The organism is Vreelandella vilamensis, from assembly GCF_031451755.1.
GTDB classification, from domain to species: domain Bacteria; phylum Pseudomonadota; class Gammaproteobacteria; order Pseudomonadales; family Halomonadaceae; genus Vreelandella; species Vreelandella vilamensis.
Window position 1 is genome coordinate 18,200 of the sequence record NZ_JARWAN010000019.1, and the last position, 12,410, is coordinate 30,609.

Annotated in this window: 10 protein-coding genes; 2 read left to right on the forward strand and 8 right to left on the reverse strand. The window is 51.8% G+C overall.

What is annotated here, in order from left to right:
* Position 1 precedes the first annotated feature (1 nt).
* The 5 genes from QC823_RS11690 to QC823_RS11710 all read right to left on the reverse strand — a co-directional run bounded on the left by QC823_RS11690 (position 2) and on the right by QC823_RS11710 (position 5,789).
* Positions 2 to 670, reverse strand: a complete 669-nt coding sequence (locus QC823_RS11690) for an NADH:ubiquinone reductase (Na(+)-transporting) subunit D (RefSeq protein ID WP_309656525.1) — start codon at positions 668 to 670, stop codon at positions 2 to 4.
* A gap of 2 nt (positions 671 to 672) precedes the next feature.
* Positions 673 to 1,488, reverse strand: a complete 816-nt coding sequence (locus tag QC823_RS11695) for a Na(+)-translocating NADH-quinone reductase subunit C (protein WP_309656526.1) — start codon at positions 1,486 to 1,488, stop codon at positions 673 to 675.
* Positions 1,488 to 2,711, reverse strand: coding sequence for an NADH:ubiquinone reductase (Na(+)-transporting) subunit B (locus tag QC823_RS11700; protein ID WP_309656527.1), 1,224 nt, complete (start codon positions 2,709 to 2,711; stop codon positions 1,488 to 1,490). Before QC823_RS11700 ends, QC823_RS11695 begins: the two co-directional genes overlap by 1 nt.
* Positions 2,712 to 2,713: 2 nt before the next feature.
* A complete protein-coding gene (locus QC823_RS11705; RefSeq protein ID WP_309656528.1) occupies positions 2,714 to 4,063 on the reverse strand; it encodes a Na(+)-translocating NADH-quinone reductase subunit A in 1,350 nt (449 codons plus the stop codon).
* A gap of 262 nt (positions 4,064 to 4,325) precedes the next feature.
* Positions 4,326 to 5,789: a glyceraldehyde-3-phosphate dehydrogenase gene (locus QC823_RS11710; protein ID WP_309656529.1), complete on the reverse strand. Its 1,464-nt coding sequence runs from the start codon at positions 5,787 to 5,789 to the stop codon at positions 4,326 to 4,328.
* A gap of 309 nt (positions 5,790 to 6,098) precedes the next feature.
* Here QC823_RS11710 and mfd point away from each other — a divergent pair, with 309 nt between their 5' ends.
* Complete coding sequence (gene mfd, locus QC823_RS11715; protein ID WP_309656530.1) at positions 6,099 to 9,548, forward strand: transcription-repair coupling factor; 3,450 nt, start codon at positions 6,099 to 6,101, stop codon at positions 9,546 to 9,548.
* Entirely contained in the window at positions 9,545 to 10,675 is a 1,131-nt protein-coding gene (locus tag QC823_RS11720) for a L,D-transpeptidase family protein (RefSeq protein ID WP_309656531.1), read from the forward strand. The genes mfd and QC823_RS11720 overlap by 4 nt, the downstream gene beginning before the upstream one ends.
* A 127-nt stretch (positions 10,676 to 10,802) precedes the next feature.
* On the opposite strand, the gene QC823_RS11725 is transcribed toward QC823_RS11720, so the two are convergent.
* From QC823_RS11725 to QC823_RS11735, 3 genes are all read right to left on the reverse strand, one after another.
* Positions 10,803 to 11,066, reverse strand: a complete 264-nt coding sequence (locus QC823_RS11725) for an Lpp/OprI family alanine-zipper lipoprotein (protein WP_075881144.1) — start codon at positions 11,064 to 11,066, stop codon at positions 10,803 to 10,805.
* 204 nt (positions 11,067 to 11,270) lie between these two features.
* Positions 11,271 to 11,909, reverse strand: coding sequence for a L,D-transpeptidase family protein (locus QC823_RS11730; protein WP_309656532.1), 639 nt, complete (start codon positions 11,907 to 11,909; stop codon positions 11,271 to 11,273).
* A 24-nt stretch (positions 11,910 to 11,933) separates the two neighbouring features.
* On the reverse strand, positions 11,934 to 12,398 hold the full coding sequence (locus QC823_RS11735) for a 2-hydroxyacyl-CoA dehydratase (RefSeq protein WP_309656533.1): 465 nt from the start codon (positions 12,396 to 12,398) through the stop codon (positions 11,934 to 11,936).
* Positions 12,399 to 12,410 lie beyond the last annotated feature (12 nt).

Consider the following 12,410-nt stretch of genomic DNA (forward strand, 5'->3'; position numbering starts at 1 on the left):
GTTACACGGCCTCCTTCGGCTTGGTATTTCCCTTCATCTTGAATTCGTTCTCTTCGACCTGATCTGTGTCGATAGAGCGCATCACCCAAATCATTAGGCCGATAATAAAGAACGCAGACGGTGGGAGCAGCAGCAAACCGTTAGCTACGTACCAGCCACCATCTTGAACGGTCTGAAGCACAGTAAAGCCAAACACGCTACCAGAACCGAACAGTTCACGGACAAAGCCAACGACCATCAGCACAAAGCCATAACCAAGGCCGTTACCAATACCATCTAGAAAGGAAAGTCCCGGCGTGTTAGACATCGCGAAACCTTCCGCACGTCCCATCACGATACAGTTGGTAATAATCAGACCGACGAATACTGAAAGCTGCTTCGACATTTCATAAGCAAATGCTTTCAGAATCTGGTCAACCACGATCACCAAAGATGCAATGATCGTCATCTGCACGATGATACGAATCGACGACGGAATATGATTTCGAATCGATGAGACGAACAGGTTAGAGAGTGACGAAACGAAGATAACGGCCAAAGCCATTACCAGCGATACGCTCAAACTCGTCGTTACAGCAAGAGCAGAACAAATCCCCAAAATCTGCAACGCAATGGGGTTATTGTGAAAAATTGGTGCCGTTAAGACACTTTTAGGCGTGACGTCTGCCATGGTTAGGCTCCTTCGGATTCGAGTTCGACGTCGGCTTCCTGAGCTTCTTCTTGGCTAATACCGCTGCGGAATTTCGCCAAGTACTCACCGAAACCTTCCGGGCTCAACCAGAACTGAAGCATGTTAGTTACGCCATTGCTGGTCAAGGTAGCGCCAGAAAGTGCGTCCACTTCATATTCACCAGAGGCACTCTTAGACAACTGAATCTCCGGCATCAGGTCACCCTCTTCGTCGTAGATTTTCTTGCCTTCCCACTTCGCTTGCCAACGCGGGTTGTTAACTTCGGCACCCAAGCCCGGCGTTTCGCTGTGCTCATAGTAGGTGATACTAATAAGCGTATTGCCATCGCCCTCTACCGAAATGAAACCGCGCATTAGCCCCCACAGGCCTTGGCCACGAATTGGCAAGACAATCTGATCTGGGTTATTAGAATCACCGACGAGATATACCGTTGAGTAGTTTTCTACCCGAGAGAGGCCAGCAATATCCCGATCGCCTGACAGCGTACGACCTGTCGCGGGGTCGCTCGCAGCTTCAAAATGATTGAATTTATCGGGATCGAACTGATCGGTATACTCGCCCGTGCGCATGTCGACAACGCGCGCGGTAATCTCATTGCGGAATGCCTCTTCGACATTCACGCCAGGCTCATACAGCTTGGCCACATTGAGAATATTAGTTTTACGATCGAGTTCCTGATTGAATTGCTGCATAGGGCGCAGCGCCACAGCAGCTGTTGAAACAATCACAGAGCACACAATACAAAGTGCAAATGCGACGATCAGAATCTTTTTGATCGAATTATTACCTTGAGCCATTAGGCAATCTCCTCGGCCGGCACGCCTACGCGCTTTTGGCGACGCTTAATATTAGCCTGGACAAAGAAGTGGTCAATCAGCGGTGCAAACAAGTTAGCAAATAAGATTGCCAGCATGATGCCTTCCGGAAAGGCCGGGTTTACCACGCGGATTAGAACGGTCATGACACCAATAAGTGCGCCAAAAACTAAACGACCTTGGTGTGTCATTGCGGCGGATACCGGGTCTGTCGCCATAAACACCATACCAAATGCAAAGCCACCAATAACCAGGTGCCAATACCAAGGCATAGCGAACATCGGATTCGATGCGGAGCCGATCAAGTTGAACAGCGTGCTGGTTACCACCATACCCAAAAGCACACCTAGCATGATCCGCCAAGAAGCAATTCCTGTCCAAAGCAGTACCGCCGCCCCTATAAGAATGGCCAATGTCGAGGTTTCACCAATGGAACCCGGCACAAAGCCAAGGAAAGCATCCCACCAGCTAAAGGCAGAAGTCAGCGATGCCATGCCATCTTGGAATGCCATTGAAAGCGCAGTAGCACCCGTATACCCATCAGCGGCGACCCAAACAGCATCCCCTGAAATTTGCGCAGGATATGCGAAGTACAAAAAGGCACGACCCGTTAGTGCCGGGTTAAGGAAGTTTTTACCCGTACCACCGAATATCTCTTTGCCGATAACGATGCCAAAGGTAATGCCCAGCGCCACCTGCCATAGCGGAATGGTTGCTGGAAGGATAAGCGCAAAGAGCACAGAGGTAACAAAGAAGCCCTCGTTAACTTCATGGCCGCGCTTAATGGCAAATAGCACTTCCCAAAAGCCGCCGACAATAAATGTCACCAAATAAATCGGCAGAAAATAGGTAGCGCCAAGAACAAAGTTAGCCCAGAGGCTACTGGGATCATGCCCACCCGCCAGGGTCATCATGATGGCTTCACGCCAACCGCCCATAGACGCATAGCCAGCATCAATTGCGGTATTGGCTTGCCAGCCAGCATTCCACATACCGAAAAGCATGGCTGGGAAAGTACACATCCAGACAGTGATCATGATGCGTTTAAGATCCACACCATCACGCACATGCGCTGTTGTCTTCGCGACCGTCGGTGGCGCGTAGAAGATAGTGTCTACCGCTTCATAGAGAGGATAAAACTTTTCGAATTTACCGCCCTTATGAAAGTTCGGTTCGAGATTATCGAGTGTTTGTCGAATACCCATTATCAGGCCTCTTTCTCGATCAAGGTGAGATTATCACGCAGGATGGGGCCGTACTCGTACTTGCCGGGGCAAACATAGGTACAAAGCGCCAGATCCTCTTCGTCCAGCTCCAGACACCCGAGCTGCATGCCAACTTCTATGTCGCCTACAATCAATGTGCGCAGCAACTGAGTTGGCATAACATCCAGCGGCATAATGCGCTCATAATTGCCTACCGGTACCATGGCGCGTTCTGAGCCATTGGTAGAGGTTGTTGGCGCGTAATTACTCAATCCTTTGATTTTGGAAATATAAATTCCCATAACGGAGTGGCGATTGGCACCTGGAGACAACCACCCCATGAAAGCGCGCTTATTGCCCTCTTCGAGCAGGCTGATCTGGTTATGGAAACGTCCTAGGTAAGTCAAGCTACCTTCGGCAGACGCCCCAGAAAAAACCGACCCTGAGATAACTCGAGTATCATCAGGTTTGATAATCTCGCCCTTAAGAAGTTCCTCAGTACTCGCGCCAACGCGCGTACGTACAAGGCGCGGATTTTCAGCCCGCGGCCCACCGACTGCCACCACGCGATTGACATCAAGCTTGCCTTCGGTGAAGAGCTTGCCGAAGGTAATCACATCCTGATAGCCAATATGCCACACTTTTTTGTGAAGCCCGACAGGCGAGAGGTAGTGAATATGCGTGCCAACCAAGCCTGCCGGATGCGGCCCGGCAAACGACTCTTCTTGAACCCCTGCGACATTACCACCGGGAACACTGCTATCCGAACCGGTGCACAGATAAACCTTACCTTCGGTCAGTCGCGTCAGCACCTTTAGGCCATCTTCAAACGCTTGAGCATTCTCATTAATGATCAAGGCTGGATTCGGGCTTAACGGGTGTGTATCAACAGCAGTGACGAAGATATCGACCGGCGTGCTGTCGATAGCGGGTGTGCGCGAAAAGGGCCGTGTGCGCAAGGCCGTCCAGAGGCCGGATTCCACCAGCTGATCGACCACCGTTTGGCGTTCTAAACCCTCAATTGCAGAGCGGTCATGTGCAGTGAAAGAGACAGCTTCTTCACTCTCATCCACCTTGATTACCACAGACAGCAGACGACGCTTTTCGCCACGATTAATAGCGACCACCTCACCGGCAGCCGGAGCGGTGAAGCGAACGCCCGCGATTTTCTTGTCAGTGAAGAGTAGTTGGCCCAATTTGACCTTATCCCCTTCCTGCACTTCCATGGTTGGTTTCATGCCAACGTAGTCAGTACCCAGGACCGCCACGTGGCGCACAGGCTGCGCATCTTCGATACGCTGCTCGGGCGCTCCCGTGATGGGGAGATCCAGGCCTTTTTTGACTTCGATCATAGTCTCGCCCAGTTGATGGATCGGATATACGAAGATAAGGGGGTCGAATGGATTCGAATTCTTGTTTTTCTCTCAGATTATTACCAGTCCGGCTCAAGCGCATGCTCGAACCACCCCAAAAATCTACCGCATTATAAAGATAAGCGCGGCTAAAAACCACATCTCAAGCCCTCGCCAAAAGTGCTATAGACTTGCCCAACTAAGATATTGAAACGATAAACGCCACCCGAAGGTGGCGTTAAACACAATAAAGATTGGCAAATTAGCCCTCTGCGCGAGGTAGCTTTAAAAAGCTCACGTTAGACATTTGTTGCAGGATCCGCACGACCTGACAGCTGTAACCAAATTCGTTGTCGTACCAGACGTAAACAACGGCATGGTTATTATTGGCAATGGTGGCTTTGGCATCGACAATTCCAGCATGACGATTACCCACAAAATCAGAGGACACCACTTCTGGCGAATCCACATAATCAATCTGCTTTTGATAAGCCGAGTTGATCGACATGAGGCGAAGGTACTCGTTGAGCGAGTCAGCGTCCGTTCCTTTCTCCAAGGTGAGATTGAGAATTGCCATTGAAACGTTAGGTGTCGGGACGCGAATGGCATTCCCGGTCAGCTTGCCATCCAGCTCTGGCAGCGCTTTTGCCACCGCTTTTGCCGCGCCCGTTTCCGTCAGTACCATATTAAGCGCCGCGCTACGGCCGCGACGATCACCTTTGTGGTAATTATCGATCAAGTTCTGATCGTTCGTGTAAGCGTGAACGGTCTCAACGTGGCCGGTTACAACGCCATACTCGTCATTGAGCACCTTTAATACCGGCACAATCGCATTGGTGGTACAAGAAGCTGCCGACAGGATCGTGTCGCTTTCGATGACATCGTCATGATTGATGCCGTAAACAATGTTTTTGATGCTGCCTTTACCCGGTGCGGTTAAGAGCGTTTTAGAAACCCCTTTGCACTGCAAGTGCTGACCAAGGCCCGCTTCATCACGCCAGATACCCGTGTTATCCACGACAACGGCATTCTCGATATCGTATTGGGTGTAATCCACGTCAGCGGGAGAATCCGCATAAATCACCTGAACCACATTCCCGTTAACATTCAGCGTACGTGCCTCAGCATCCACGCTTATCGTACCTTCAAACGGCCCATGAACCGAGTCGCGGCGCAGAAGGCTGGCCCGCTTTTCCAGGTCTTTCGCCACATCGCCCCGGCCGCGCACCACAATAGCACGTAGGCGCAAAAGACTACCGCCACCCGCTTTCTCGACCAAGACGCGGGCTAAGAGACGACCAATACGGCCAAAACCATAAAGCACCACATCTTTGGGTTCTCCGGTGCTGGCGCCCGGCTGGTAACCATCTACAATTTCATGCAGCTCTTTACGCAAAAAAGCTTCAACGTCACCCCCGCCCTGCTTTTGCAGCATGACAGCAAGCTTACCTACATCAACATGTGCTGGGCCCAAATTCAGCTCGCACATGGTCTTAATGATAGAAAACGTTTCTTGCACGGAAAGCTCCGTGCCCTCAATTTTGCGCACAAAGCGGTGATCTTTGAGAATACGGATGACCGACCGCCTAATCAGCGAACGTCCGAACATGGTTGCAACGACATTATTTTGGCGATACAGACGCCCCACCAAAGGGATTATCTGCTCCGCCAGCGCTTCGTTGCTTTGCCATTCTTGAAAAACGTTTTCGAGCGATTGCTGACTCACGTGCGACCTCTTTAGGTAATGAAGAAATAGTTAATGTAGAAAATAGAGAGTGGAGAAATCGGATGAAGATAAAGGTGTAAAAAAATCATAAGCATTATCCCGTTCGGCATCATACCGTGCAATCACTGGATAGTCGCAGCCGATGTAAGCAGATTACATAAATACGCCACCGACTACATAACCACGCCACATCAGAAGCTTCACCTACCAAGCGTAAGTATACGCATTGATCAATGTTATGGATCCATCGTCTGAGGGATGGATCGTGTATCATTAGCGCTTTGCCTCTGCACAACCGATGCCTATATTATGCCAACTTTTTCGCTACTAGATCCGCCCAAGCCCCAAGGCACTCGCGATACGCTCTACTGGGTTTCGCCACCGGGCAGTGCTGATGCCCTCGCCCTCGCCCAAGTCGCGACCACCACGCCCTTGCTAGTGATTACGCCAAGTACGGCAAGCGCCCAATCTCTTGAGCAAGCACTGGCATTTTATAGCGATATTCCCGTACTCCCTTTCCCAGATTGGGAAACCCTGCCTTACGATAGCTTTTCACCGCACCAAGATATCGTGTCGGCGAGACTACGGACGCTTCGTGAGCTTCAAGATGGGGTTCACGGCATCGTGCTTGTGCCGATCAATACACTGATGCAACGCTTGCCGCCGACCGACTACATCGCAGGTCGCGTATTGACGCTCAAAACCGGCGATACACTCGACCGAGAAACCTTACGCGAATCGCTCTCTCGCGCCGGTTATCGCGCGGTAGAAACGGTCTATGAACCTGGCGAGTACGCCATGCGCGGGGCTTTAATCGATTTATACGCCATGGGCATGGAGGCCCCTATTCGCATTGACCTTTTCGACGACGAAATTGACACCCTGCGCTACTTTGACCCCGGCTCACAGCGTTCCACCGATAAAGTCGATGCTATTGAGCTTCTACCCGCACACGAATACTCACTTAGTCGAAGTGCCATTGCCTGTTTTCGCGAGCAATTTGAAACTCTTTTCGACGTCGATCCGCGCCAATGCCCGCTCTATAACGACGCTATCAAAGGCATTCCCTCGCCAGGGCTTGAGCAATATCTACCGCTTTTTTTTGAACAAACCGCCTCACTGTTTGAACACCTTACCGATGCCACCCAAGTGGCACTGATGCCAGGCGTATTTGAAGCAGGAGAGCACCACTGGGAAGCCATTGAAGCACGCTATGCGAATTTGGGTGTTGATCCCACGCGCCCTTTACTACCGCCCCATCGAGCGTTTTTCCCGGTTAATGAGATATTTGCCGCTATTAAGCAGCGCCCGCGCATTGAACTGACCAATAACCCCGAGCAGCGCCATGCGCATGAGTTTGCCGCCAAAGCATTGCCTGATGTCACTATCAACGCGCGCAGCAAAAAGCCCTTGGCCGCGCTAAACACCTTTTTACAAGACAGTCCCGATACCCGCGTGCTCTTTATCGCTGAATCGCGTGGACGCAGTGAAGCGCTAGAAGACACACTCGCACCCCTTTCTCTCTCGCTACCCCATGTGGATCGCTTCTCTGAATTTACCCAGAGCGAGTTGCAGTTTGCTATCGCGGAAGGTCAGGTCGATGAGGGGCTGTGGCTGGAGACTCCCGATCTCGCGGTGATTACTGAAACCGAGCTATTTGGCGATGTCGTCCGCCAAAGCCGCCGGCGCGAGAAGGCCACTGACGAGAACGAGTTCGCCGTACGCCACCTTTCAGAGCTTAAAAAAGGAGCGCCTGTGGTACATCAGGCGCACGGCGTCGGTCGCTACTTAGGGCTCGAAACACTGGAAGCGGGAGGTATGGCTAACGAATTTCTCGCACTGGAATACGCTGGTGGGGCCAAGCTTTACGTCCCTGTAGACAGCCTGCATCTTATCTCACGCTACAGTGGCGCTGACGATGAGTTGGCCCCTCTGCATAAACTTGGCTCTGACCAGTGGGAAAAAGCGCGTAAAAAAGCCGCGGAAAAAATTCGCGACACGGCCGCTGAGCTACTGGACATCTACGCCCGCCGTGAAGCCCAAGAAGGCGTGGTTTATACGTCACCGGACGAAGAATACGACCGCTTCGCCGCCAGTTTCCCGTTTGAGGAAACCCCCGATCAAGAGGCCGCTATCAATGCGGTCATTGAGGATATGACCTCGCCACAACCCATGGATCGCGTTGTGTGTGGCGACGTTGGCTTTGGCAAAACCGAAGTCGCGATGCGCGCCGCTTTTTTAGCCGTGCAGTCCGGCCGCCAGGTAGTGGTTCTGGTCCCCACTACCCTGCTGGCACGCCAGCACTTTGAAAACTTTCGCGACCGCTTCGCCGATACCGCCGTCAATATCAGCCTTGTTTCACGTTTCACTCAAGGCAAGGCCATGAAAGAAACGTTAGACCACATCAAAAGCGGTCAAACGGACATTGTCATTGGTACCCATAAACTCCTTTCGAAAAGTGTCGAACTCCCCAAGATGGGGCTGCTGATTATCGACGAAGAGCATCGCTTTGGCGTTTCCCAAAAAGAGAAACTTAAGACCTTGCGTGCTGAAATCGATATTCTCACGCTCACGGCTACCCCCATTCCCCGAACACTCAACATGGCGATGAGCGGAATTCGCGATCTGTCTATTATTGCGACTCCCCCAGCGCGGCGGTTATCAGTCAAAACCTTTGTTCAGCAGCGCGCTGATGGCGTAATAAAGGAGGCGTTACTGCGTGAAATTCTGCGCGGCGGTCAAGTTTACTTCTTACACAACGAAGTGAAGACCATCGAAATCGCGGCAGAAAAGGTCCGTGAGCTAGTACCCGATGCGCGTGTCGCCGTCGCCCATGGTCAACTCCCGGAACGCAGCCTAGAACGCGTCATGTCGGATTTTTACCACCGGCGTTTCAATGTCCTGGTGTGCTCTACCATCATCGAAACCGGCATCGATGTGCCCAGCGCCAACACGGTCATCATTGAGCGTGCCGACAAGTTCGGCCTAGCCCAGCTGCACCAACTGCGTGGCCGCGTCGGCCGTAGCCATCACCAAGCCTACGCCTACCTGCTTACCCCACCGCCAAAAGCGATGACCCGTGATGCGGTTAAGCGCCTTGAAGCCATCAGTGCCTCTGATGATTTAGGCGCCGGTTTCACCCTTGCCAGCCATGACATGGAAATCCGCGGTGCAGGTGAGCTCTTAGGTGATGAACAGAGTGGGCAAATGGAAACCATTGGCTATACACTTTATATGGAAATGCTTGACCGCGCCGTTAAAGCCATCCGTGCGGGCAAAACGCCAAATATCGACGCACCGTTTAATTCCGGCGTAGAGATTAGCTTAAACCTACCTGCACTTATTCCCGATGACTACATTCACGACGTCCAGCAGCGCCTAGTGATGTACAAACGCATTGCCAACACGCAAAGCAGCGCAGAGTTAAAGGAGCTGCAAGTGGAGTTAATCGACCGTTTTGGCCTCCTGCCTGGCCCGGTGAAAAACCTAATCCGCCAAACACAACTGCGCCAACGAGCAGAGTCATTAGGCATAAGCCGCTTAGAAGCCGGTGAAACACGGGGTAAAATCTTATTCGATGCCCAAACACAGGTCGACCCGATGATATTGGTATCGTTGATTCAGAAATCACCACAGCATTACCGCCTGGAAGGCGCCGACACCTTGCGCTTCGAGCTACCCATGACAAAAGCAGAAGAGCGTTTTTACCAGCTAGAAACCCTCCTTAGTCAACTTAACCAAAAGGAAACTGCCGCATGACGAAAACTCTCTGCCGGCTCCCCACGGCACTTTCTATTCTGTTTGCGGCCACGTTAGCGTCTTCTCTGCACGCGGATTCGCCTAGTGCAGACGCACGTCACGGCACCATTACCGACACCGCCCTAGAAGCCGCTAGGGTCGTGGCTGACGAAGCCATCAGCGAGCGTCCCAATGCGCTCCCTCGTGGGCAATTTCATCTACCGGAAACAGGAGATGTGATTGGCGAGCGCTATACCGTCACGGTGAAAAATCATGAAGAAACGCTGATCGATATCGCCCGACGTCACAACATTGGTTTTGAAGAAATCCGCATGGCCAACCCTGAAGTCAGCCTTTGGGTGCCTGGCGAAGGAACAGAGGTTGTCATTCCCAGCCGCTACCTTTTGCCTTCTGTTCCGCGCGAAGGAGTGGTCATCAATCTTTCCGAGCTACGCCTTTACTACTACCCCGCTGACAACCCTGGCATTGTCGAAACCTACCCCGTAAGCGTAGGACGAGAAGAGTTTGCCACACCGGTCGGCGTTACGCGTACCACTATCAAGGTCAAGGACCCTGCCTGGGCACCGCCTGCCTCGATGCGTCGTGAAGCCGCTGAGCGGGGCGACCCGCCTCCTGCCATAGTTCCTCCTGGGCCGGATAACCCATTAGGTGAGCACGCTATATTACTGGATATGCCCAGCTACTTAATTCATGGCACCAACCGCCCTGATGGCGTTGGCATGCGAGTCAGTCGCGGCTGCATCCGCATGTACCCAGAAGATATCGAATCGCTCTATGAGCGACTACCCAGTGGCACAAAAGTTAACTTGATCGACGCCCCTTTCAAAGCGGGATGGGCGGAAGATGGCACCCTCTTTGCGCAGTCGTTTCCACAGCTTGAAGAAAACATGGATAGCTTTGAGCCCTTACTTAACGCGCTCAAACAAATATCGGAAAAAACCGAAGGCGACAACATTACGGTAGACTATGCTCAGATTAAACATGCCATTGAGCAACCGGATGGGCATATGATTGCGCTTTACGGCCCGCAAGCCCCCAAAAAAGAGCCCGCTCCGCTTAAATGGGACGGCGACCTCCTTGATGCTCTTAAGCTTGAGTCAACGGCAAAGCTGGAAAGTGACTCGTAATGCTTCTCGACAAAAATATTTGTAGCAACAAAAAACCCTGCCGAAGCAGGGTTTTTTGCGTCACATCACTTAATAAGCGATGCGACTCCGCATAAGGCCTAAACCTTAAAGCGCTAACCAAGCAAAATTACTTCTGCATGGAACGCTCAAACATACGGTTCATTTCTTCACGGTTCTGCTCAGACATCTGCATTGCAGCTCGTGCATCACGCTGCGCTTGGTTTGCAGTGTTCATTGCCTGAGAAGCCATGCTGCGAGCTTCTGCAGCATCTGCTTGTGCAGATTCAGCCGTCATGCGAACTTCTTCCAGCGCACTGGTAGAAGCACAACCTGCCAGAATTGCCAGAGAAGCGGCAGCGGCAGACATCTTCAGAGTAGTCTTCAGAGTCATAATGTTCTCCTTGAGTCTTCCTTGGTGCTACGTTAAGGGTGACAACGTTAAGCTTAGAAACGTTAACCTTGTCTACCTGCGGTGCAGGTTCATTGCAGCCACATGTGCCGTTAAGCACAAGCGTCAAACGCAGTTTTATTATAGTACACAACGTTTGTCTATAGCTGCGTATTTAATGCCTGAACTTCCTTCAACAACATTAGCTTAGCGGATCACAACCCGCGTGCCAACGTCGACCAATCTCACCATACGCTCAATTTGCGTATTTGTTAACGCCACGCACCCTTGCGTCCAGTGATACTTAGCATGAACATCAGGGTCCGCACTACCCAAGCCATGCACTCCAATCGCCCCGCCTAACACCGTATCTTGCGGAGGAGCGCCGTAACGACGGTAATAGGCGAAGTAATCATCGTAATCCTGTTGCGAATACACACCGTTTTTCAGGGCCATGCGGGCATGCGCAGGGGTGGGATAATCGATACCAGCAAAGATATGCCACTGACTCGCATAGTTAAACCGATTGATACGAAATTCCCCCAGCGGAGTAACATTGCTGCCACGCAAACGCTGAGTTTTCGCTCCCGAGCGACCAAGTGATACTGGGGCAAATCGCTCAAGCCGAGCATTGCCACGATAAATGCTAAGCGATGCCTCTTTATCATCTATTAAGACCCACACCTCATCGCTGTGTCGCGGCACATGCGCTCGCGAGACCAGCGTTTCAATCAAATCAGGCTCGACGGATCCGTCGTCTGAAAGGTTCGCCTGAGCGCCAGACATATAGGCCGATATTGGCAACCCTAGCGCGTAGGTGAGAAATTGGCGTCGGTTCACCGGCATTTTATCACTCTCAAAATATCAGCGTTAAAGGTCGGTAAACTCTTCAAGACTCATAACGATACGCCTGACCTCAGCTTCATGCCCCTCAGCAAGCGACGTAAAAAACTCTTCTTCTGGTTCTATCACCGCTTTTTCAGCACGGTGTTCATATAGAGCCTGAAGCGTTTTGTGCGCCTCAGTCGCTGTTTTCATCGCAACGTCAACACTGTCATAACCGGCGCTTTCGGCCAGCTTTTCGAGCTTTGGCGGATGGGGAAAATCCGTGGGATCATCAAACCAGGTGTTTAACACATCGCGATGATCGGAACCGTCGGAGAAAATATCTTCCAAACCCGTTTTCATGCGCAACTCTCGATTAGCGAGGTAAGTCAGCGCCATCTTTAATCTCTCAGCGTCTGCGTTCTCTGCCGCGTCGCTAAACTGCTTAGCCATACGGGCATGGAAATCAGCGGCCCAAACGACCAGATCTTTTACCTGGTTGTAGCGCATGCGCTTCTCCTT

Bases quoted from the DNA above. Each gene is read 5' to 3' on its own strand.
- mfd (WP_309656530.1), top strand. From the start codon at position 6,099: ATGCCAACTTTTTCGCTACTAGATCCGCCCAAGCCCCAAGGCACTCGC.
- QC823_RS11705 (WP_309656528.1), bottom strand. From the start codon at position 4,063: ATGATCGAAGTCAAAAAAGGCCTGGATCTCCCCATCACGGGAGCGCCC.
- QC823_RS11730 (WP_309656532.1), bottom strand. From the start codon at position 11,909: ATGCCGGTGAACCGACGCCAATTTCTCACCTACGCGCTAGGGTTGCCA.
- QC823_RS11695 (WP_309656526.1), bottom strand. From the start codon at position 1,488: ATGGCTCAAGGTAATAATTCGATCAAAAAGATTCTGATCGTCGCATTT.
- QC823_RS11720 (WP_309656531.1), top strand. From the start codon at position 9,545: ATGACGAAAACTCTCTGCCGGCTCCCCACGGCACTTTCTATTCTGTTT.
- QC823_RS11725 (WP_075881144.1), bottom strand. From the start codon at position 11,066: ATGACTCTGAAGACTACTCTGAAGATGTCTGCCGCTGCCGCTTCTCTG.
- QC823_RS11700 (WP_309656527.1), bottom strand. From the start codon at position 2,711: ATGGGTATTCGACAAACACTCGATAATCTCGAACCGAACTTTCATAAG.
- QC823_RS11690 (WP_309656525.1), bottom strand. From the start codon at position 670: ATGGCAGACGTCACGCCTAAAAGTGTCTTAACGGCACCAATTTTTCAC.
- QC823_RS11735 (WP_309656533.1), bottom strand. From the start codon at position 12,398: ATGCGCTACAACCAGGTAAAAGATCTGGTCGTTTGGGCCGCTGATTTC.